The sequence below is a fragment of the Candidatus Enterococcus myersii genome, assembly GCF_017316025.1.
Classification (GTDB): Bacteria; Bacillota; Bacilli; order Lactobacillales; family Enterococcaceae; genus Enterococcus_C; species Enterococcus_C montenegrensis.
Genome location: NZ_JAFLVT010000001.1, coordinates 114947 through 139949 on the forward strand (window position 1 = coordinate 114947; position 25003 = coordinate 139949).

13 protein-coding genes are annotated in these 25003 nt (G+C 37.2%); 10 read left to right on the forward strand and 3 right to left on the reverse strand.

What is annotated here, in order from left to right:
• Window positions 1–7 precede the first annotated feature (7 nt).
• The 8 genes from JZO76_RS00645 (at window position 8) to JZO76_RS00680 (ending at window position 16583) form a co-directional block, all read left to right on the forward strand.
• Entirely contained in the window at window positions 8–613 is a 606-nt protein-coding gene (locus JZO76_RS00645) for a metallophosphoesterase (RefSeq protein WP_206902245.1), read from the forward strand.
• 332 nt (window positions 614–945) lie between these two features.
• A complete protein-coding gene (locus tag JZO76_RS00650; RefSeq protein ID WP_242595713.1) occupies window positions 946–5442 on the forward strand; it encodes a SpaA isopeptide-forming pilin-related protein in 4497 nt (1498 codons plus the stop codon).
• A 233-nt stretch (window positions 5443–5675) separates the two neighbouring features.
• Window positions 5676–6797 (forward strand): tRNA 2-thiouridine(34) synthase MnmA, encoded by a 1122-nt coding sequence (gene mnmA / locus JZO76_RS00655; protein WP_206902247.1) that lies wholly within the window; start codon window positions 5676–5678, stop codon window positions 6795–6797.
• A gap of 160 nt (window positions 6798–6957) precedes the next feature.
• Window positions 6958–9000, forward strand: coding sequence for a penicillin-binding transpeptidase domain-containing protein (locus tag JZO76_RS00660; protein ID WP_206902248.1), 2043 nt, complete (start codon window positions 6958–6960; stop codon window positions 8998–9000).
• 461 nt (window positions 9001–9461) lie between these two features.
• Entirely contained in the window at window positions 9462–9830 is a 369-nt protein-coding gene (locus tag JZO76_RS00665; protein WP_206902249.1) for a DUF1033 family protein, read from the forward strand.
• Window positions 9831–10088: 258 nt separating this feature from the next.
• Window positions 10089–12170, forward strand: coding sequence for a DNA topoisomerase 3 (locus tag JZO76_RS00670; protein ID WP_206902250.1), 2082 nt, complete (start codon window positions 10089–10091; stop codon window positions 12168–12170).
• Window positions 12171–12770: 600 nt separating this feature from the next.
• Window positions 12771–15017, forward strand: coding sequence for a glycosyltransferase family 2 protein (locus JZO76_RS00675; protein ID WP_206902251.1), 2247 nt, complete (start codon window positions 12771–12773; stop codon window positions 15015–15017).
• A 3-nt stretch (window positions 15018–15020) separates the two neighbouring features.
• The gene (locus tag JZO76_RS00680) at window positions 15021–16583 is read left to right on the forward strand and encodes a chitinase (RefSeq protein WP_206902252.1); all 1563 of its coding nucleotides are present in this window, start codon (window positions 15021–15023) and stop codon (window positions 16581–16583) included.
• Window positions 16584–16777: 194 nt separating this feature from the next.
• Here JZO76_RS00680 and JZO76_RS00685 read toward each other — a convergent pair whose 3' ends face one another.
• Window positions 16778–18052, reverse strand: a complete 1275-nt coding sequence (locus JZO76_RS00685; protein WP_206902253.1) for a solute carrier family 23 protein — start codon at window positions 18050–18052, stop codon at window positions 16778–16780.
• A 279-nt stretch (window positions 18053–18331) separates the two neighbouring features.
• Window positions 18332–19165 carry a helix-turn-helix domain-containing protein gene (locus JZO76_RS00690; protein ID WP_206902254.1) on the reverse strand — a complete coding sequence of 278 codons (834 nt, stop codon included), beginning with the start codon at window positions 19163–19165 and terminating at the stop codon, window positions 18332–18334.
• 221 nt (window positions 19166–19386) lie between these two features.
• Here JZO76_RS00690 and JZO76_RS00695 point away from each other — a divergent pair, with 221 nt between their 5' ends.
• Together JZO76_RS00695 and JZO76_RS00700 are read left to right on the forward strand one after the other, a co-directional pair.
• Entirely contained in the window at window positions 19387–21135 is a 1749-nt protein-coding gene (locus JZO76_RS00695; protein ID WP_206902255.1) for an ABC transporter ATP-binding protein, read from the forward strand.
• On the forward strand, window positions 21125–22906 hold the full coding sequence (locus JZO76_RS00700) for an ABC transporter ATP-binding protein (protein ID WP_206902256.1): 1782 nt from the start codon (window positions 21125–21127) through the stop codon (window positions 22904–22906). Before JZO76_RS00695 ends, JZO76_RS00700 begins: the two co-directional genes overlap by 11 nt.
• A 52-nt stretch (window positions 22907–22958) precedes the next feature.
• On the opposite strand, the gene JZO76_RS00705 is transcribed toward JZO76_RS00700, so the two are convergent.
• Window positions 22959–24950 carry a KUP/HAK/KT family potassium transporter gene (locus JZO76_RS00705; RefSeq protein WP_206902257.1) on the reverse strand — a complete coding sequence of 664 codons (1992 nt, stop codon included), beginning with the start codon at window positions 24948–24950 and terminating at the stop codon, window positions 22959–22961.
• Between the last annotated feature and the right edge of the window lie 53 nt (window positions 24951–25003).

The following is a 25003-nucleotide window of genomic DNA, read 5'->3' on the forward strand; positions in this document are numbered from 1 at the left end:
GAGCGAAATGAAATTTTTTACATCCGATACTCATTATTTCCATCAAGATTTACTAGGGGACAATGATTTTGCACCGCGCCCATTTGAAGATCTGCAAACAATGCATGAATTAATGATAAAAAACTGGAATGCTGTTGTAAAACAAGGCGATACTGTATACCATTTAGGGGATGTTGCAATGCATCCTGCTTATGAGGCAGGCTACCCGGAGATTTTAGCTTTACTGATGCGTTTGAATGGGCAGATAATTTTTATTAAAGGAAATCACGATCATCGCACGTTTTTCAAATTTTTAGAAAAAAATAATAGAATCTTATCAAATGGTCAGCCAAAATTTCAGTTTGCAGATGTGGGGATCATTATCAAATTTAATCACCATCAGTATTATTTGACGCATTATCCCATGTTGTTGGGGGTCACCAAAAACATTCGTAATTTGCATGGACATGTGCATCATTATAGTGTACCGATTAAAGAAAATATCAATGTCGGCGTCGATGCACCAGAAATTGATTTCTTACCAGAAAAATTGCCCTTTGGAACTCCCATCTCAGAAAATCAAATTGATCTGATTGCAGCCAAGAAAGAAGCAGAATTGGCTAAACTTCGTTAATAAAATAACCTTAAAATATTTTTTTAAAAAGTTGGATCTTCAAAAAGAAACAAAAGGAATTTTCCTTTTGTTTCTTTTTTTTATTCTGAAAATTATCTCTTAAATAAATTTTTTTATTTCTAATTTGAAATTTTGTGAGAATAGCAAGCGTTTACCGTCTTTTTATCTTGCCGTTAAAAATTGCGCCGGAAAGCATAATTGTTATATAATTATAAAAAGATTAGAAAATAAAAAGAATTGTGAGGTTAAATATGAAGATAAAAAATAAGAAAATAATTTTTATGGTATGCATCTGTCTACTTTTTCCTTTTTTAGAAGCTATGAGCGGGAGTATGTTTACGTGGCGTCCCAAAGCAAGCAGTGATAAAAATTATTTGGTCAATAACGATTTTTTGAAGATCGACCACAAAGTAGAAATACAAGGCAATGATCATTTATTATGGACATTTCATTATGTTAAAAACACCGGTGTAACCGCAACACAGCTTGCGATAAAAATTAGTGATGACAAAATTGTTCAGCCGCTTTCTGGAAACGACTTTTTTACAGAAACAAATTGGCTAAAGGAAAAAAGTGAGTCAGACAAGACTAGTGGCACAACAAAAAGTGAAGGGCAATTTACATTTACCACAACAAAAGACGTCCGTCCGACGATTCATTTTGACTTGTTGCAAGAAGAACCAACACCCAATTATGCTTTATCAGCAACAGAGAAAACGCATACATTAACTAACCCCCATCAAAAAGAAAATGATGAAGATAAAAAACACGCCGTTGATCAGACAGCAACTGAAAAAACACCACCCGTTGTAAAGCAAAAAGTAGTGACACCAATTACGATTAAAATGCCAACAGATCTATCAGGGTGGCCGATTGATAAGGTCAGCTTTGAAACAAAACAAGGTAATGGCGACTGGCAAAGTGTAGATGAAACACAGCCACCATTTATTTTTTCAGACACATCGATTCGCCTGCAGTATCACTTTAATTTGGATCAGTTTTTTCAGACACCAGCAGGAGCAAAAGTCAAAGCAGAAATTGATGCAGATGAAAATAGAGAACGAAATTTTGAGTTTAGTTTTGAAATTTCTGGGGATATCTATTTGGAAAGTGATATAAAAGAAATGCTGACAATTAATGGTGAAAAAAGAGGAGAATTCACCATTAAAAAAAATGGGGGCAAAGACGGCAAAAATCATTTATGGACGGTTACATTTAATAATGAAAATTGGAGTAAAGAGAATGTTCAAGGTGAAATGAACTTAACTTCTACAGTGGTCATAGAAGAAGTGACAGAAAGCATTGATGTAATGCTTGATAAAGATGCTGAAATTAAAGAAACGATTCAAATTCAACCGGTAAAAAATGAGTACAGCCTGCAAAAAGGTGTAAGTAAAGCGCCCACTAAGGTTACTTTAGCTAAAGAAGACTACCATCTCTTGGAGTGGGAAATCACCGTTACACCTGGTCGGGATAAAAAGGATCCAAGTAAATTTGTTCCAATTAAAGACTTGCGCATTGCCGATGAAGATATCACAACACTTTATCCAGAGAGTGGCGCCAAGGCCGGGTTTTACTTGCCGCCGACAGATTTGGCAGCAAAGATTAGCGAATTGGCAGATTTTCAATTGTTTAAAATTACAATGGAAGTTGACGGTAAGGCCAAAGAATTACTAGCAGGAAAAGATTATAAAATTACGTATGACAAAAATAATGATAGTAAATTTTCCTTGCTGTTTTACCATTGGAATGACGGAATTGATACCCAGATAACAGGGCCGGTCAAAATTCAATACACCACGATTTTAAAAGACAATCATCCCAGTGAGATTAGCAACAGGGTTCAAAGTAACATCGCCGGCAGTAGTAAGTTAGAGGCAATAGCCAAAACGGAATACTACTATGATCATTTGCAAAAGTCAGCTGTTAGTAAGGGCAACGGTATTATTGAATGGACCGTCATTTATCATCGGGACAAAAATGAGAAAATTGACTTTATTGATGAATTAAACGATGGTCAAATCGATTTTAAGACACTTAAAGTTTTTGCCGAATTAAAAAAAGGGCAACAAGTATTTCCTAATATCGCCACTACACCAGAACAATACCACGATTTAATTACGCTTAAAGACACAAAAGAAAGTCAGTTTACATTATCCTTCAGTGAAAAAATACCAAAGGGGCGCTATATCGTCACCTATCAAAGTAAGCATGAGGATACTAAAGGCCAGACTTTAGTGGAAAATAAAATCAGCGGCGGCGACTTAACGGCAGCTTCTAGTACGTTTACTTCGTTAGCTGTTGAAAAACAAGTAATCAGACAAACGCTCTTTGACGAAAGTGTTGATAGTAACTTTAGCGATAAAACGATTTTATGGTCAGCTTCGGTTGTGACAATACCAGGTGCAGGTGAGATTTTAATTAACGATGCCGCATTACGGTTAAAAGAAGGCGTCTTTTATAAAAATGGTCTCGCTTATTATTGGAATAAAGATAGCACGCTGGCAAAAGAGGCAGTCCTTGTAACTGGAAAAAAATTTAATGAAGGAATTAATCAACCCTATTTAAAGGAAAAAGGCATAATTGTCGCTTATCAAGATGAAAATGGAGAATTTCGTGAAATTCCCACAGTAGATATCACGCTTACGATTGATAACGGCAAGTTAACTACAACAGCAGGGACAATAATAGCCGATCCTGATGCTGGAATTGCATTGCAATCTGATACATTGAAAACAGGGGAGAAAGCAGCTGGATTTCAGTTGAAGATTAATGAAAAACATGCTGGTAAAAAAATCTGGTTAGCAATTGCGACAAAATATGGCAATACACCAGAACTTGTACCGCAAGTGCCGATTAGTAATTATTTGTTTAATACAATCGAAGCACTACAAGGCACGTATCAAGGCCATGCCCAGGCGAATACGGGGTGGACGAACAATGTCCAAGTTGCTGATGCATTGAAAAAAAGAGGAACGCTTGATATAAAAAATTCTTCTGTCACCTGGGAAATATTAGCAAACACAAGAGGATACGCCATCAAAGCTGGAGATGAAATTGTCGACCATATGAATGTTTGGAAATTTGATGATAACACCACGAGCTTCATTCAGCGTATGACATTACAAGATTTGCAAGAAATCGTTGTTTATCAGTTGGAAACAAAAGATGATAAAGAAAAAAATTCGACTACAGATTGGTATCACGACTACAAAAAAGTGAAATTAGAAATCAATGCAGATTATGAAATAATCCCGCTAAAAAATGACGGCAAGCAGTGGTCTGAAATACCAGTTTTAGAACAAACAAAAGATACCTTAGCACAGGGCTTTACCATCCGGTTTAAAAAAGATATGGGATATGCCGCTTTTAAAGTCAGTTTTGCAACGCAACTTGATAAAGCGATTATGGCCGCTGAAAAAGGCAATAAAAATCAAATCTTAAATACAACCGCGCTGGTAACGAATAGTGGCACGACAAAAAGTGCCGCTAGTGTATCGTATACAAAAGTGGCAAGTGGGGTTTATAAAACAGCTTCAGATTTTGATGTAGAGACCATGGAAATCCCTTGGACAGCTATCGTTAATCCTGAAGGTGCTCGGTTGCATAACTTAGTGATTGAAGATACTTCATCAGACCAAGATATAATTCCGGGTAAAATTAAATTGTATTATGCCAATTTAGAAACAATAAAAGAAGGAACGAATACTTGGAAACCACAAATAGACAAAGACGGTGAAGTAGAAACTGAGGCTTATCAACTTGAGTGGGAAAATGGCGGCTTCAAAATTTCCTTTGCCAAAGATTTCGTGGTGAGTACACCTTTAATTATTGAGTACAGCGGTAAACCTAAAAAAGCCGAGCAAAGTTATATTGAAAATCACATCAAAATTAAGTGGGGTGAAAAATCAACAAACACGCATACTGAAAAAATTGAGATCAGAAATGTCAGTGCTTCTGGTACCATTAGTGGAAATGCTAGAATGTTGACAATAAAAAAACATTCCAAAGATGAAGAGGCCTTGGCGGGTGCGAAATTCATTTTAGAAAAAAAGAACGGAGACACCTGGCAAGAAATTAACGTCAAGCAAGCTGAAGCCTCAACTTCCAACAGTGGACTACTATCTTTTACCGGACTTAGATCAGGTGATTATCGCATTAAAGAAGTCCAAGCACCAAAAGGGTACCAACTATTTTCACAATATGCTTATTTCACCTTAGACAAAGAGCAGCCAGTTATTACCGATGAAGCCGGGGATGTAACAGCTACATTGACGGAGCATTATCATTTTGCTGCCTCAGCGGATAATTTGAACTTGACTTTAAATGTAGCCAACGATGAACGTCCGCCCTTTGATTTTGAAGCTAAAAAAATACTTCAAGGTGCAACAGGAAAAGCGACTTTTGATTTTAACATTGAAACAGTAGCAGATGCTACGATTGTAGCCTATGGTTGTGGGGAAATTGAAGCAGGAAAGACAAAAGGTGAGATAAAATTTTACACCACCGCTAAAAAAGAAGTATTAATAAAAGATTGGCGCCAATATTTAACAACAGGTGTAAAATATCGTTTAGTCGAGGTCAATAAACCAAAAGAATTTTCGGTTAAATATTACAATGAAACCAATCAAACAGAGTCCAATGAATTTGTAATCGATGAGAAAACGCAGGTGATAGCATTTACGGTCACAAATTCACGCCCAGAAGGTTTTATGCCTGCAACAGGGGGAAGGGGCACGCAGATCTTTTTAATTATGGCGGCTGCTCTAAGTAGTATTGCAGGGCTAACAGGTCTTTATTACTGGTGGCGCAATCGCAAAATGAACTAAAAATAATGCCAAATATGAAGCTGTTTTTAACGGATAAGTTTTCCTTTTAAACATAAAATTTCATATTTGGCATTTTTTTTGCTATATTAATTAACCTGCCTTTAAAGAAAATCCTAATTTAAAAACAAGTACATGAAATTATTAGCCATCTGTTGTATAATGACAAATACTGAAAAGTTGCGACCTTCAAATCGTTAAATTTTCGGAATTAACAATGAAATGATGGTGATTACATGACAGACAACAGCAACACACGCGTTGTCGTGGGCATGAGTGGCGGAGTGGATTCTTCTGTAACCGCACTTTTGCTAAAAGAACAAGGATACGATGTCGTAGGTATCTTCATGAAAAATTGGGATGATACAGATGAAAACGGCGTCTGTACTGCAACTGAAGATTATAAAGATGTTGCGCAAGTAGCCGCTCAAATCGGGATTCCTTATTATTCAGTCAATTTTGAAAAGGAATACTGGGACCGCGTTTTTGAATATTTCTTAGCAGAATATCGTGCTGGCCGTACGCCAAATCCTGATGTTATGTGTAACAAGGAAATTAAATTCAAAGCCTTTTTAGACTATGCATTAGAATTAGGTGCCGATTATGTGGCCACTGGACATTATGCGCGCGTTACAAAAGATGAAAATGGCGTCGTTCACATGTTACGGGGTGTGGATAATAATAAAGATCAAACTTATTTCTTAAGTCAATTATCTCAAGAACAGTTGGCTAAAACATTGTTTCCATTAGGTGGCATGGAAAAATCAGAAGTTCGTGCCATTGCTGAGCGGGCAGGTTTAGCAACTGCGAAGAAGAAAGATTCTACAGGGGTTTGTTTTATTGGCGAAAAGAATTTCAAGAAGTTTTTAAGTAACTATTTGCCTGCGAAAAAAGGAAAGATGGTCACCCTTGATGGACAAGTGAAAGGTGAGCACGATGGGTTAATGTATTATACAATCGGTCAACGCCAAGGATTAGGGATTGGCGGCGGCAGTGGTTCAAATGATCCGTGGTTTGTGGTCGGAAAAGATTTGGCGACCAATACGCTTTATGTTGGACAAGGCTTCCATCATGAAGCATTGTATGCAGATCGTTTGGATGCAAGTACAATTCATTTCACCACCAATGAAAAGATGCCACAAGAATTCAAATGTACGGCTAAATTCCGTTATCGTCAGGCTGATGTTCCTGTGACTGTCCGCTTGTTAGCTAATGACCAAGCCGAAGTCATTTTTGATGCACCTGTACGGGCAATTACACCCGGACAAGCAGTAGTTTTTTATGATGGGGATAAATGTCTTGGCGGCGGATTAATTGACCGTGCTTATAAAGAAGAAAAAGTTTTACAATATGTCTAAAAATTGAGATGTGCCTTCGGGTGCATCTTTTTATTATGTTTAAAATAAAACAAATATAGTTCTAGAAATTCGTTAACTTTTATTAAAAATGCGTGCATTAAATTAATATACGCCAGGATATAAGGTAAAATAAAATAACTATTTTATTAGGAGCATAAAAATGACAGAACATTTAAGAAGTCAAAAGAATCAAAAAAAGAAGGCGTTTAAGCCGATTTTTATTATCGTTCCAATTATTTTATTGCTAGTAGCAGGAGCGGGATTTATTATTCATGTTACAGCAGAAAAAAAACAGCAACAAAGAATAGCTCTCGTGGAAGATTTCACCCGCTATTTGGCGCAAGGAAAATACGAAAGTCTGCCTAAAACATTGTTAGCAGATACTGCGCAAAGAAATGGCTACAGCAACAAAGAAATTATCGAAAAATATCAAAATATTTTTACTGCAATCGATGCAAAAAATATCAAAATGACTAATTTGAAAATAACAGAACAAAAAGATAACAAATATCAAGTGACCTATGAATTGTCGCTTGCAACAGCTATGGGTCAGTTGAAAAATTTAAAGTACCAAACGTATTTGGCTTATGAAAAAGAGCAGCCTAAATTGGAATGGGGACCAAATATGATTTTTCCTCAAATGAGTGGCAAAGATAAAGTAAGTCTAACAGTAGATGAACCTGTGCGCGGGGAAATTTTAGATCGAAACAATCAGCCTCTAGCAGAAAATGGACAACTGCAACAATTAGGCGTAGTACCGCAAAAACTAGGTGAAGGTACTGAAAAAGAAAAGAATATTAAGAAAATCGCCACAGATTACAATTTAACTGAAAAACAAATTACGCAAGCTTTAGAACAAAGCTGGGTAAAGCCAGATTATTTTGTGCCATTAAAAATTGTGGATGAAGCAAAAGGTTTGCCCACAGGTGCAAGTATTAAAGAAATTACGGGGCGAAAATATCCTTTAGGAGCAGCGGCAGCACATTTAGTGGGATACTTAGGTAAAATTACGGCTGAAGATTTGAAAAAACATCCGGAATTAACGAGCGAAGGACAAATTGGGCGCGCGGGCTTAGAAGCAGCTTATGATGAAACGCTGCGGGGAAAAGCAGGAGGAAAATTAGCGATTACCGATGAAAAAGGAAACGAAAAAACTGTTTTACTAGAAAATACCAAGCAAGATGGCAAAACAGTGCAGTTAACTATCGACAGTACGCTACAGGAATTAGCTTATCACGCGTTGGCTGAAAAATCTGGTGCGACTGTTGTTAATGCACCAAAAACTGGCGATTTACTAGCTTTAGTTAGCAGCCCAAGCTATGACCCTAATAAGATGACGAATGGGATTTCCCAAAAAGATTATGATGCTTATGAAAAAGATGAAAAGAAACCATTTTTAAATCGTTTGGTAACAGGTTATGCACCAGGTTCAACCTTTAAAACAATTACAGCTGCGATTGGATTAGATAATGGTAGTCTAAATCCTAACGAAAAATTAGCGATTAATGGTTTGAAGTGGCAACAAGATTCCTCTTGGGGAGATTACTATGTCACGCGGGTAGCTGATGTAGCCAGCGTGGACTTAAAAGACGCGTTGGTTTATTCCGATAATATTTACATGGCGCAAGAAACATTGAAAATGGGTGAAAAAGCTTTTCGAAGTGGCTTAGACAAATTTATTTTTGGTGAAAAAATGGATCTGCCACTAGCGATGAATCCCGCTCAAATTAGCAACGAAAAAAGTTTTGATTCCAAAATTTTGTTAGCCGATACCGGTTATGGGCAAGGGCAACTGCTAATTAATCCCATCCAACAAGCTACCATGTATTCTGTTTTTGCTAACGAAGGGACGCTGGTTTATCCCAAGCTTGTAACAGATGCGAAAGAAAAAGAAAAAACCGCAGTTGTAAAATCTTCCAGTGTAGAGAAAGTCAATGAAGACTTAAAGGCTGTTGTAAGTGATCCAAATGGTACGGCTCATAGTTTAAGCAGTCTAGGCTTTACACTTTTTGCTAAAACAGGTACCGCCGAAATTAAAGAAAAACAAGATGAACGGGGCCAAGAAAATAGCTTCTTACTTGCCTATGAAGGAAAAAATAGTGGCTATCTCTTTATCAGTATGTTAGAAAATCGTCAAGATAATGAATCGGCTACCCAATTAGCACCGAATGTTTTACAATATTTACATGATCATTATGAATAAAATTTTGAAATATCTGAAATAAATGGCGTCTTCTGATACCTGTAGATCAGAAGATGCCTGATATTCAGGTATTTTTTTGTTTTTAACTCTCTTTTTTATCTATTGAAAAAAATAATGAGAAATATAAAAAAAGTGTTTTGTTTCACGAAAACTATTCTATACTTAATTTAAAACAGAGCAGTAATAAAAAAATACAGATTTTATAACTTTAAAAATAAAATAGGCAACTAAGCATCCGCTTGAAAAACAATCGTCTAGGATGCTTAAAAAAATAAGCATCCTAAGCAAAAACTTTTGCCTATTTTTGTCAAAATTTTTTTCTTAAAAAGAATAAAATTCACAAACTTAATCAAATTAAATAAAAATAATTATAGTTATTTAAGTTTGGTGCGAATTTCTTGTCATCCACACGTTTCGTGAGTATGATTAATGCAAATGGGGAATAAAAGGAGCAATAAACTATGTACCAGGTTGTTATAATGTATGGGGATAATGAGCCGTGGTGGTTTTTTGAAGATTGGCAAGCTGATGTAACAGAAGAGTATACCTTTAACGATTTAACAGCGGCAGAACAATTTTACGAAAATAAGTGGCTTGAGTTGAGCCCGCGTTTTTCAAATTTGAAATCACATCCGAATTACCAAGCTGCTTTTTGGAATGAAAGCGATGAGCGTTGGTGTGAAGAATGTGATGATTACTTGCAGCAGTATACCGGATTAGCTTTATTGAAAGACTACAACGCTGTAGTTGAAAAAAGTTCCAATCGTTTGTGTCAAACCATCAACGGTGAAGGTAAATTACGAGTTTGTAAACGTAAAGTTGCCAACTAATCATTATTTGTAAGCTTGAACTGGCTGTGGTGGCTGGTTTAAGCTTTTTTATTGTCGAAAGTCTCATAATCAAAAAAACTAAAGACTAGCTTAAATAGAGTTTGTAAGATTGTTTAATAGCAGTTTAGCTTTTTTAAGGGAGCTGTTATAATGAAAGGCACGTAATTTATCAAAATTGCGTTTGAAAAATTGAATTATTTTACATCATAAACAAGATGTTTAAAAAAGATTGCAATTAATTTTCTTAAAGGAGCCAGTATGGGGAAAAAATTAGTACTAACTGAAAAACCAAGTGTGGCCAAAGACTTTGCTAAAGTATTAGGAGCCAAGCCACAGGGAAAAGATTATTTTGAAAATGAACAATACGTCATCACTTGGGCCTATGGTCATTTATTAACATTAAAATTACCAGAAGATATTAAACAAGAGTGGAAAACTTGGAATATGGAAACCTTGCCTATGATTCCAAAACACATCGGCATTAAGCCACTTCCTAAAACAAATCGTCAATTAAAATTAATCGCAAATTTAGCCAAACGAAAAGATATTACCGGTGGGATTATCGCCACAGATGGTGGACGTGAAGGTGAAGCTGTGGGGCGCTATATTTTTGAATGGATTCGTTTTACTAAACCATTAGAACGCCTATGGATTTCTTCTCAGACAACCAAAGCTGTTAAAACGGGTTTTAACCAATTAAAACCGGCAAAACAATACGATAATTTATACCAATCTGCTGTTGCCAGAGGAAAAGCTGACTGGCTGGTAGGCTTAAATGTTACCCGTGCTTTAACTGTCAAATATCACGACAGTCTAAGTGCCGGAAGAGTACAGACGCCGACACTTGCACTAGTGGCAAAAGCGCAAGAAAAATCCGAAAAATTTATCCCACAAACTTATTACACGGTGGATCTGCTTTATGGCAATGAAAAAGGGCGCCTGCAATTGAAAAATCCACAACAATTTCAAAACCGGAATGAAGCAGAAGCTGTTGTGGCGAATTGGCAAAACCAAATTGGTAAAGTAACAGATGTCACGACCAAAGAAAAAAGACAGTCTGCTCCATTGCCTTATGATTTAACGGAATTACAACGAGTAGCAAATAGCCTGTATCAATACTCAGCGAAAAAGACATTATCATTAGTCCAAAGCTTGTATGAAACCCATAAAGTAGTCAGCTATCCTCGGACGGATTCGAAATATTTACCACAAGATGTGGCGGCAACATTAAAAGAAAGACTTCAAGCACTAGCAAATGTGGATGCGCGGGCAAAAGAATATTTAAAAAATGGGGCCCAAGTAAAACAAAAAGCTGTTTTCAATGATAGCAAAGTAACAGACCACTATGCTTTAATTCCGACTGAAGAGCGGCCTCGCTTTGAAAAGATGTCTACAGACGAAAGCCGGATTTATCACCTTATTATAGAACGCTTCTTAGGCTTATTTGCAGAACAATATGTTACCGTTAATGTAAAGGCAGTTGTCCAATTTCCTGAGGGTGAATTTATTTTCCGACAAGAAAAAGTTTTACAAAGTGGTTGGCAAAAAGCTAATGAAAAAGTAGCTGAAAAAACTGACTGGCAACAGGTTAAAAGTGTCAAAGGGCAATTTGCGATCAATAAAGAACTGACGACACCGCCCAAACTTGCAACTGAGGGCAGTTTATTACAACAAATGGAAAAATATGCGTTAGGAACACCAGCTACTCGAGCAGAGATTATTGAAAAATTATTAAAATCAGAACTAATGGAACGTCGTGGCAATGCTTTAGCTGTTACACCAAAAGGGCGCCAACTGTTGAGCCTAGTCAATACTTCCTTGGTTAGTCCAGAGTTAACGGCAAAATGGGAGAAAAGCTTAGAAAATATTGCACAAGGACGAGAATCTGCGACCGCCTTTTTAAAAGGAATTGAGAAAGATACGGCCCGTTTGGTTAGTGAAATTAAAAATTCCAAGGAGACCTATAAAGATTATTCCTTAACAACGAAAATTTGCCCAGAATGTGGCTCTCAGTTAAAGGAACGAAATACCAAAGATGGAAAAATTTATCTTTGTTCCAATAGCGAGTGTAGCTATCGCCGGCGAAAAGAACCCAAAATTTCCAATCATCGTTGTCCGCAATGTCATAAAAAAATGGAAATTTTAGAAGGCAAAAATGGTGCCTTCTTTAAATGTAAATATTGTGGGATCACAGAAAAAATTCCTGATAAAAAAGCCCGCAATAAAAAGATGACCAAACACGAAGAACGAAAATTAGTGAAGAAATACAGTCAACAAGAAGAAGCTGCAGAAAGTCCATTGGCTTTAGCCTTGAAGGCAGCACTAAAACAAGAAGACTGATCCTTTTAAAATTTTGAATCAACAACAGTAAAATAAAGTCCTTTAAAGAGCACAGCCAAGTAGGTGTGCTCTTTTTTTAGTAAAATGGTTGCATCTTCACGCTGTAATAAAATCAAAGTAAAATTTTATTTGTCAAAATAAGTCATATTTAATATATTTTATTTGTTATTTTGATTTTCTAATTTTTCCGGCTGGTATATGAAAAAAATCTTCTTTTCTTATGCTGATAACAAAACCAAATGAGCAAATTTTTGTAAAAATACATATGTTATCGAACTTATCACGAGTATTTTTTTATAATAAGACAACGAAAAACTGCGCCAATTTATTTTATCAGCAAAAAAAGAATCGTGATAAATACGCGTTTTTTCTAAAGTGTTTAGCAAGTAAAGTTGAGATAATCTTAGAGATAAAATTCATTTTTCACAATTATTTCGCCATTTTATTATAACTGTTATGTAAAAAAACTTTGTGTTAAACTGCACAAGTGACTTTATGCTCGCAATTTTCTGACAATTATAAAGTTAGATAATGACGAGTGTAGTAGCATCGCATTGGGATTTTAAGGGGAATAATTATAGGGGAGATGAAAACAAGAAGATGAAGCGCCAATTTAACACAGAAAAAAATATGCAACCATTACCACAGCAGCACGAGAAAGCTTCCGTTGTCAAAGTGACATTAAATCGAATCTACATTATTTTGACAATGGTGTTTTGGGCAGTGTACGTAGCATCGACAATTTATTATCAAATTACCAAGGGTAATGGCAGTTTTCAAAAAGCGGTGGAAGCGGCACTTTATATTATTATCGTAACCACGCTTTGCTTTTCGGCAATGATTTATTTATTTTCGCGCCAAGGGGCGTTATTACGCTTTAAAGCGCATAAACGCATTCCCCGTGAAATGTTGGACGGCTACTTTGCCAAAAATCAATCAGATATTACCGTTTTGGTTCCTTCTTATGATGAAGAAGTTACCGTCATTCGACAAACGCTATTATCCGCTGCTTTGCAAGAGTACCCTAAAGTATTGGTTCGACTATTAATCGATGATAAACCAAATCCGAGTACACCAGAAGCGGCAGCTAAACTACAACAGACAAAGCAATTGGCACGCGACATTAATCAGCTGTTGGCAAAACCGCATCAACGTTTTAAAAAGGCTCTGGAGCAATTTAAAGCTGGACAACAGCCCAATTTTGTTAAAAATCAGGAGCTGTTAAAAGTCGTTGCCGAATATCATTTTGCTGTCAAATGGTTACAAAATTTTGCTGCCAGCGAACCGCATGAAGATCACGTGGATGATTTTTTTGTGAATCATGTCATTTTAGACTTAGCAGAAGAATTAGCAATTACTGCAAAGGCAGTTGAAAAAGTTGTAGAAGAAAAGAGTCAGTTACCTGTTGAACGGGTTGAACAATTATACTGCCGCTTAACTTGGATTTTTGGTGCAGAGGTGGACTACTTCCAACGTAAAGAATATATTTCTTTATCCCACGAGGCCAATAAGGCAATGAATTTGAATTCTTATATCGACTTAATGGGTAAAAATTATCAAGTCAAAAAGACTGAAGTCGGAAAAGTCTTATTGCCAGTAGCACCAGCACAAAAAGCCGATTTAGTAGTACCAGATAGTGAGTTTTTACTAACCTTAGATGCAGACTCACTTTTATTAAGAGAATATTGTCTGCGCCTAGTTTATTTATTGAATCAACCTGGAAACGAAAAAATCGCGGTAACGCAAACACCTTATTCTTCTTTTCGCGGTTGTCCTTCACGAATTGAACGAATTGCCGGTGCGACGACAGACATTCAACATATTTTGCACCAAGGAACAACCCATTATGGGGCGACTTTTTGGGTAGGGGCGAATGCAGTTATCCGCAAGTGTGCCTTAGAAGATATTGCCGAAACAGAAATCGTGCAAGGATTTCCAGTCCGACGGTTTATTCAAGATAGAACCGTTATTGAAGATACAGAGTCTAGTGTTGACTTAGAAAAACATGGCTGGGAATTGTATAACTATCCGGAGCGTTTAAGTTATAGTGCTACACCGCCGGATTTTGGTTCTTTAATTATTCAACGGCGACGCTGGGCGAATGGTGGTTTATTAATTTTACCCAAATTATTTGCCACAATAAAAGAGCGGCGCCAACAAGGAAATCCACTTAAAATGATGGAAATTTTCATGCGCTTAAATTATATGGCTTCAATTGCTTGGGCAAGTTTTGGCCTAATCTTCCTTTTAGCCTATCCCTTTGATGATAATTTATTAAGTGTTTATATTATTTGTGCAGCAGCGCCGTATTTTATCGCAATGGCGAGTGATTTACATTACTGTCGGTATAAACGCTTGGATATTTTACGAATTTATGGTTTTAATTTAATTTTGTTAGCTGTTAATTTAGCTGGCGTAGTGAAATCCATTCAACAATATCTAACCGGCGAAAAAATTCCTTTTGCACGAACACCAAAAGTAAATGACCGCACAGCTTCGCCAACGCTTTATTTATTAGCGCCGCTTGTAATTATTACTTTTTCAGCTTTTATTTGCTGGCGTTCTTATACGGCCGGAAATTTTCCAAACGCAATCTTTGCCGGCTTCAATGCCTTTACGGCAAGTTGGGCAGCCTTAGCTTATATTGGAATTAAAAATACCATTGTGGACTTTGTTTGCAATTTTATCAACTGGCTTTTTGTTGATGTCAAAACAAAAGATGCAGGTGAGGATCGCAAAAAAGAAGAATTAAATTGGCGCTCTGTTTTGTATTATGGCGATGATTCAGAACAAGTACCATTATCTGTTGCCCTAGGCCAAAGTGTGACCCCACAGGAGGAAAAATAAGTGATGAGCAATGATAAGAAAAATAAAAGCCGACGCCTTTCGCTTTTTCGGTGTCTCGTTGTGTTAGTAATTATCGGTGGGGCGGTCACTTTATTTTTGAATGGCGACAAATTAGTAGCGACAGGAACAAAGAAAAAAGAAGTAAAACAGCAAACTACTGCACCTTGGTTTGCGTCTTATGTAGATACGACGTTAACGCCGCAATACGCATTTGAACAATACGCTGATAATGTGGTCTTATCTTTTGTAGTGGCCCAAAAAAATGGACAAAAACCAAGTTGGGGGGCAGCATATTCTTTAGATGAAGCCAGTAACGATTTAGATTTGGATCGTAGAATTGCACGTCTCCGTCAAAAAGGCAGCGAGATCATTGTCTCGTTTGGTGGTTTATTAAATGATGAATTAGCATTGGCCTACCAAAAGCCAGCAGAACTTGCTAAAGCCTATAAAAGTGTCATCGACCGTTATGAATTAAATACCATTGATTTAGATTTAGAAAACAAAGGACTTACGGATAAAGAAGCAGGAAAACGCCGAGGAGAGGCGTTAGCGCAGTTACAAGCCGAACAAAAAAAGGCAAATAAAAAATTAGCGATTTGGCTGACCTTACCAGCAACACCAAAAGGATTAACCAAAGATGGAACAGATGCAGTGGCGACATTATTAACAGCTAGTGTTGACTTAGCGGGTGTCAATATTATGACTATGAATTATGGGGATAGTCGCGATAAAAAATTGTCCATGGCAGAAAATTCAATTAATGCGTTAAAACAAACGCATCGTCAATTAAAAATCTTGTATCAAGAACAAGATATTAATTTGACCAATGAAACATTATGGACCAAGCTAGGTGCAACACCAATGATTGGGCAAAATGATGTTCTTTCTGAAGTTTTCACTTTGCAAGACGCGCGCAAGTTAAATACATTTGCCAAAAAGAAAAATTTAGGTCGCGTTTCGATGTGGTCAGCCAATCGTGACCGCAAATCGCGAGAAAGTAATATTAACACGCAAGTAGTTTCCAATCACGCCACTGGAGTAAAACAAGAAGAAGGCGAATTTGCCAACCTACTAAAAGAAGGATTGACTGGAAGTATCAAAGCAGATGCAAAACGAGAAACGGTATCTGAATTAAGTGAAGAAGAGTTGCAAAAAGCCGATGATCCAGCAACTTCACCTTATGAAATTTGGCAAGAAGCAGGGGTATATTTGGCAGGAACTAAAGTTGTTTGGAAACACAATGTCTATCGGGCAAAGTGGTGGACAAAAGGCGAGGCACCAGATAGTCCAGTTTTACAATCAAGTGAAATTCCATGGGAATTAGTCGGACCCGTTTTACCTGGGGAAAAACCATTACCCAAAGTCCAATTACCAGCCGATGCCTATCTTCAGTGGAATAGCGAAGTCGTTTATCATAGCGGCGATCGGGTTATGTTTGAAGGCGTTGGTTACGAAGCGAAATGGTGGAATCAAGGTGAAAATCCAGAAAAATCTGGGGCAAATTCTGACGAGGCGCCATGGCAAGCGTTAACACAGGCTGAAATAAAAGAATTTTTGAAAAAATAAAGAAAGCGTAACAGAAACGTTTTGTTTCAAAAAAAACGCAGTCTTATTTTGAGGAAAAGTCGTATATAAAAAAAGTACCGTGGCAAGATTTTTGCCCTGGTACTTTTTTTTATATTGCTTAAAAGCTAAGGGTGTCCACGAAGCTTTTTATCTTATTACTAAAGAGCCGATTAAGTTCATGGCGCCTTTCTTATTTAACGGTCTGGCAAAACTAGATTTAAGAAAATCCCGATTAACGTCGATAACGCCATAGCCGATAATGTGAAGGTACCAGCTTCAAAAACTAGACCACCGATCCCAATTACAAGAATACTTGAAGTAATCAATAAGTTTTTCTTTTTATCAAAGTTGGTATTATTCTCAACTAAAATTTTTAGTCCGCTAGCCGCGATAACTCCAAATAAAACAAAGCTGATACCAGAAATAACTGGGCCAGGAATACTTAAAATTAATGCACTTAATTTTCCTACGAAGCCTAAAACGATAGCTAAAACAGCGGCACCGCCAATTACAAAAACGCTGTGAACACGAGTAATAGCAAGTACACCGATGTTTTCGCCATAACTTGTAACCGGTGGTCCCCCTACAAATCCAGCTACGATTTGTGCCAAGCCATCTCCCATTAGTGTACGATCCATCCCGGGGTTTTTAAAGAAATTACGTTTGGTTAATTTGTTTAAAACCATCAAATGTCCGATGTGTTCAGTCATTGTTACAAAAGCAATTGGAGCCATGGTTGTGATGGCATTTAGATAAAGTTTAGGTTGATATTGTACAAACATGACTTCAAAGGCTGGTAATTGGAACCAAGGAGCGTCAATAACAGGTTGGAAGTCAACGATACCAGCAACCAATGCAATTAAGTAGCCAGAAATAATACCTAATAAAATCGGAATCAAACCTAGAAATCCTGTTAAAAACATATTGAAGACGATCGTTACAGCAAGCGTCAACAATGCAACTGCGACATATTTGAAATCATATGCTCCACTGGCGTTGTACATGGCGTTGTTGGCGGCGTTGCTAGCTAGGCCAAGACCTATAACCATAATGACTGGTCCGACAACAATTGGTGGTAAAACTTTATCTAACCAATTGGTACCGATTTTTTTGATGATAAATGAAACGATGAGATAAACCATACCTGTAGTCAATGCACCTTGAGCAATAGCAGGATAGCCGTCTGTTTTCATTAACATTTGCATTGCCGCAATAAAAGCAAAGCTACTGCCGAGATAGGCTGGAATTTTTCCTTTCGTAACAGTCAAGTAGACAAGTGTGCCAAGTCCTGAACTCACTAAAGCGATACTTGGATTAATCCCAACTAAGATAGGTACTAAAACTGTTGCGCCAAACATAGTAAATAAGTGCTGCAAACTTAGGCCAAACCAATGTAATGGCGCTGGTCGATCGTGGATGTCTAAGACGACATCATCATTGTGAAAGTGAATATCATTTTTTTCTTCCATGAGAATCCTCCTAAAAAATTGGTACAAAAAAATCCTACCCTTTTAGGCAGGAGGATCGTCAATGGCTACAATGGAGATAAACTTCCCCAATTGATTTGCAACGGACCCTTCTTAGCCTCTCTGGACTATGTTAAAGGATGACTTGAAAAAAATTAACAGCCGCAGCTATTAAAATAATTTTTCAGAGGTGAATTTTTTTGCTGTTAAAAATATACACTACAAAAAGGCAGATAGCAAGGAGAATTCCTCAAATCAAAACTTTTCACTAAAGTTATAAAACTATGATGTCTTTTTTTCGCTTAAACCAGAAGGGGCAATCCCAAATTGTTTTTTAAAAGATTTACTGAAATGGTAAGCATCTTGATAACCTGTTGCTTGAGCAATTTGTTTGATCGTTAAAGGTGTCGTCTTTAATAAATGCTTTGCTTCTTTTAAACGCAACTTGATTAAGTAATTGATGGGACTTTCACCGACTATTTCTTTAAAAAGGCGCGATAAGTAGGCTGGGCTGACAAACTGTGCTTGTGCCAGCTGTTCTAATGTTATTTCTTCTTTAAAATGATTTTCCAAAAAGTAAATAGTATCGTTAACAATTTTTTGCTGCCGTTGTTGGCGACTGGAAAGAAAAGTCGGTTGCCGCTCGTTGGTATCATCTAAGCCGCGTAAAATATGCACCAGCATTTCACTAACAAGAATTTTGCGCAAAACAAGGGTTTCTGGTGCGTCTTGATACAGTTCTTCTAAGAGGCGCCAAGCGATTTGCAACACATTTTGCTGGTGACGACCCAAATTTAAAATGGGACTTTTATGGGGAAATGTATTTCTCGGCAAACCTTGTAAAGTAAAATTCTTAATACCGATATGCAATTGATGAGACGTTTGTTTTACATGGCGCTCCATATGGTGGTAGCCCGGGTTAAACAATAAAACTTGTCCTGCTCGAATAGTTGTTTGAGGTAAGTCTTCAAAAAAATACTCGGATTCGCCTTCTAGCACTAAAGAAATTTCTAAAAAATCGTGGGCGTGAAATTCACCGACCCAGTCTTCATCACAACAGGCATCAAAGAGATATAATATTTCGGGATTAAAAGTCTGGGCGTTAATTAAATGCATGATAGGCTCCTATATTTTGTATTTAACTAAAAATAGTCTAAGTAATAAAATAAAATACAATTTTTGCAATCGCTTTAAAAAATTGATTAAAAAAATAATGGAATAATAAATTTTGAAAATCGTCTTTGTTAATATTTTACATCATTTTAAAGAAGATATCCCATTTCTTTTCCAATTGATTGCTCTAAGATGTTTATAGACAAGAAGTTGGAGGTGAGTGGATGTCTAATATGCAATGGATTTGGCAGTATGTAAAAAAATCGCGTAATCATTTTGGCCTTATTTGCTTATTTATTATAATCAATGCTGCTTTAATTGTGGTGAATCCTTATGTTGGAGGATTAATTGTCGATGATGTCATTAATCAAGGGAAAAAAACGTGGTTACTACCTTTGATTGCACTGATGATTGGTACAACTGTTTTTCGGACAATTGTCCGTTACCTGTATCAAATTTTGTGTGAAAGAATGAGTCAAAATGCAATTTATGCCTTGCGAGAGGATATGTATCACAAATTGCAAAGCTTAGATTTTGATTTTTTTAACCATACGCGGGTGGGCGATATCATGGCGCGCATGACAGGGGATGTGGATGCAATTCGGCATTTCGTCGCATGGGTAACTTACAATCTCGTAGAGTGTGTCTTATGGTTTTTGGCAGCAGTCATCGTGATGGCTTTTATTAGTTGGCAGCTGACTTTGGCGTTGTTGATCGTTACGCCGATTATTTTTGTTTTAACTAATAAAATGGCCAAAGAGGCGCATCCTAAGTTTTTTGAAATACGGGAGAGTTTTTCACGATTAAATTCTATGGTAGAAGAAAATATCGGTGGTAACCGAGTGGTAAAGGCTTTTGCTAGAGAAGATTTTGAGTTAGATAAATTTAAGCAATACAACGAAGATTTTAAACAACGCAATATGGAATCGGCTAAAGTCTCGGCCCGCTTTTTACCATGGTTGGATGGCTTTGCTGGTACATTAGCAGTCATCACACTGGTTTTCGGGGGAATTTTGGTTATTGGCGGTAACATGACGTTAGGGCAATTGGTAGCTTTTAATGGTTATTTGTGGATGTTAAATAATCCTTTGCGGATGAGTGGTTGGTTAATCAATGATGTCCAGCGCTTTAACGCCGCATGTATTAAGATTCGTCAATTACTAGGGCAAAAATCAAGTATTCCAGTAGAAGAAGAGGAGACACTTAATCCGATTAAAGGAGAAGTCGTCTTTGAAAATGTTAGTTTTCATTTTTCAGATGATCCGGAACATAATGTTTTATCCAATATCAGTTTTAAAACCGGACCAGGTAAAACAGTCGGTATTTTAGGGGAAACCGGTTCTGGTAAAACGACGTTAGTAAATTTAGTTGGTCGCTTTTATGACCCGACAAAAGGACGCGTTTTGATTGATGGCAAAGATGCAAAAGAATATCCCGTGCGACAATTGCGGGAAAATATCTCCATGGTAATGCAGGATGTGTTTTTATTTTCAAATACTATTTCTGATAATATTGCTTTTGGTAATCCTTATGCTGATGAAAACTTTATCCGCCAAATGGCGACAGTTGCAGATGCCGATTCCTTTATTGCGCGGATGCCACAAGGGTATGAGACTGTCGTCGGAGAACGAGGCGTGGGCTTGTCTGGTGGGCAAAAACAGCGGATTTCCTTGGCTCGCGCTTTGGCAAAAAATCCTTCTATCTTAATTTTAGATGATACAACGTCGGCTGTGGATATGGAGACAGAATCGAAAATTCAGCACGAATTGGCAAAACTGACGATAGAAAAAACGACGTTTGTCATCGCCCATCGCATTTCTTCTGTCAAAGATGCGGACTTGATTCTTTTAATGGAAAAAGGTCATGTCGTAGAACAAGGAACCCACGAAGAATTAGTTACAAAGCGTGGAAAATATTATGAAGTGTATCGTAAGCAGCTTGGTTTGACAGGGGGGCAAGAAGATGGCGCGTAATCGTTTTGATGAAGATGAAGAGTTAGCCCAAGAGTTTCGCTGGGGCGATTTAAAACGGCTATTAAGCTATGTCGCACCTTATAAAAAAGCGATTTTTGTCGTGTTGGCTACCATCATTTTGGCCAATGGCCTGGGGATGTTAGGTCCTTATCTAACCAAAATTGCTATTGATACTGTTATTCCGCAACAAGACAGTAATCGTTTGTTGTTTTTAGGCGGGATTTTTCTTTTGTCTTTAGTGGTGATTGGGTGGTGCATGCACTATCGCATCATGCACATCACAGAAATTGGGCAAGATATGTTAAAAGATATGCGTTTTGATATTTTTGAACATTTACAACGATTGCCTTTTTCTTATTTTGATAATCGTCCCCATGGCAAAATTTTGATTCGGGTTGTAAATTACATTAATACCCTGAGCGATTTATTAAGTAATGGTTTAATTAATTTAATTTCAGATATTTTCAGTGTCGTCATTACTTTAGCTTTTATGTTTTTTATCGACGTCCGTTTAACGTTATACAGCTTGATCTTATTGCCAGTCCTTTTTGTCATGGTATTGATAATTCAAAATAAGCAGCGAAAAGCCTATCAAGTATTGAGTAACAAACAATCTAATCTGAATGCTTATATTCATGAAAGTATTGCAGGGATTCGGATTACGCAATCTTTTGCCAGGGAAAAAGAAAACGCCCGTGTTTTTGATGAAGTTAGTGGGGAATATCGGACTTCTTGGATGAAGGCTGTCAAAATTCAATTTCTTTTATGGCCCGGTGTGCAAAATATTGCCGTTTTGACAACCTGTATTATTTATTATGTTGGTATCTCTTCTTTAGGGGTTAATGTCACGACGGGGACTTTGATTGCTTTTTTAAGCTATATCAATAATTTTTGGAATCCTGTTATTAATATTGGAAACTTTTATAATTCTTTAATTACGGCGAGTGCTTATTTGGAACGGATTTTTGAAACGTTAGATGAAATTCCCGATATTCAAGATGCACCAGATGCCAAAGTTTTACCGCCAATTAAAGGAAATGTTGATTTTGAAGATGTAATTTTCCGTTATGAAGAGGGCAAAAATATTTTAAATGGTGTTGATTTCCATGTGGAAGCTGGCCAAAGTATTGCATTAGTTGGGCCTACTGGAGCGGGTAAAACCACTGTAATTAATTTACTTAGTCGTTTTTACGATGTAAATTCCGGTAGTGTTAAAGTTGACGACATTGATGTACGCGCGGTGACATTACAGTCATTACGGAGTCAAATGGGGGTTATGCTGCAAGATACGTTTATTTTCTCTGGAACCATTATTGAAAATATTCGCTATGGTAAACTCGATGCTAGTAAAGACGAGATTATCGCCGCTGCTAAAGTTGTTCGAGCCCATGATTTTATTAAGGATTTAAAAGATGGTTATGAAACAGTGGTAGAAGAAAGAGGAAGTACGCTATCGGCAGGACAGCGTCAATTAATTTCCTTTGCCAGAGCATTATTGGCGGATCCTAAAATCTTAATTTTAGATGAAGCTACTTCAAGTATTGACACCAAAACAGAAGAACTATTGCAAGAAGGATTGCAACAGTTGCTAAAAGGAAGAACTTCCTTTATTATTGCGCACCGTTTATCAACGATAAAAAATGCAGACCGTATTTTTTATGTAGCTGGGGGCGTCATTGCTGAAAGTGGCAATCACGAAGAGTTAATGAAACAACGGGGTTTGTATTATCACTTGTATCAATCCCAGTACGATTTATTACAGGCAATTTAACAACGTTTATTCTAAGAAAAAGAGCCAGGATAAAAATCCTAGCTCTTTTTCTTTATTTTGATCGTTCGATAAGACGCGTTTTTTTCATCTTGCCGATGATTAGTGGGACTGTTTCGTATAAGACATCGCTATACTCTAGTCCAAACCAATTTTCAGGAGACATGGTATGGCGTTTAATAAAGAGTTTTGCCTGCATAATTTGGCGTTCCCACCTATCCAATTCTGTATTGTTGGACAATTCTTCTTCAATTAATACAAATTGAAAATCACCAACAATGCGGCCAGGTGTTAAGGAATAACGTTGAGGTTGTTCTGGTAAACGCCCGTCTTTCATTAAATCGTGAATAATTTGACGGACATAAACATTGACCTCTTGGTTGACGCGAAAGCCCAAATACAGGCGAACGACTACAATAAAGTCAGTATCTAATGTATCAATTGAAAACTCTTTAGTATAAGGCTCGTCTGTTACGATGACGTTGACAAACCAATACGTTTGCGCCCGTTTTGGTCGTTTATCCAAAATAGAGTAAACAAATTGTTTGCCGATTTCATCATTTGTAACGTGGGGCACCATAAAGACGACGTTTGTTTGATACATCGGGACACTTTCGTCGCTACGCAATGCAGTTAATTGTGGTACATATTCTTTTAGATGTACAGTATCGCTGGCTTTTTCTTGGATAATATTGCCCCACTCCCAAATAATCATGACAGCTAAAATGAAAAGGGCCATAATGACTGCGACAAAACCTCCATGTAAAAATTTGGCGGCACTGGAAATAAAAAAGATAGTTTCAATTGCGGCAAAGAAAAGACTCACACAAGCTGCCAATAAACGATTGTGGCGTTTTTGGGCCAAATAAAAATAAAGAAGCAAGGTGGTCATTAACATCGTAACGGTAATCGATAGTCCGTAAGCAGCCTCCATATGAGAAGAGGTTCTAAATGTTAAAACAATTAAAGAACAAGCTAGCCATAAAATAAAGTTTACCGCGGGAATATACATTTGCCCAATTGAAGAACCAGGGTACATAATTTTCATGCGCGGTAACAAGCGCAACTTAATCGCTTCTGAAACAAGGGTAAAAGAACCTGAAAGTAAAGCCTGTGAAGCAATGACAGCAGCGATCGTAGCAAAGACGACACCGAAGATCATCCAGCTTGCCGGTAAAATTTGGAAAAATGGATTTAACTGTTCAATTGCTTGTGTTTTAGGATCTTGGTAAACACTTAAAAGCCAAGCTGCTTGCCCAAGATAGTTTAGCAATAAACAAATTTTGACATAAGGCCAGCTGACCCGAATATTTTTCTTTCCTACATGTCCCATATCCGAGTAGAGAGCCTCTGCCCCGGTAGTCGCTAGAAAAATATTTCCTAAAATTAAAATTCCTAACTTATTATCTGGACTAAACAAAAGTTTAATGGCATACAGCGGGTTTAGAGCGCGAATAACCGATAGATCTTGACCAAAATGGAAAAGTCCCATCCCACCTAAAAAAGTGAACCATAAAAACATTACCGGTCCAAATGCTTTACCGACAACATCTGTCCCAAAACGTTGCACCGTAAATAAAATCAATAAAATAATTAAGGTGATAATGACAATGATATTTTGATTCATCCCAAAGTGTTCATAAAAAGCAGGAATGCCGCGAAGCCCTTCGATGGCTGTTGTCACGGTTACAGCAGGCGTTAAGACGCCATCGGCTAGTAAAGCTGCACCGCCAATCATGGCTGGAATAATGAGATATTTACTTTTTTTACGGACCAAAGTATATAAAGAAAAAATCCCACCTTCACCGTGGTTATCGGCATTTAAAGCAATCACTACATATTTGATGGTCGTTAAAAAAGTTAACGTCCAAAAAATTAAAGAAACTGCGCCCAAAATAAAATCGGGATTTAAACTTTTTAGGCCACCGTTTTCTTCTACAATCGCCTTCATAACGTAAAGAGGGCTTGTCCCGATATCTCCGTAAACAACCCCCATGGCGACTAGCAGACCAGCTGCTGTTACTTTTGACATTTTTTGCTGACTCATTTTTTCCTCCTAAGTTTGCTTAAATTAACCAAAATTTTTTTATTAGTGAATTT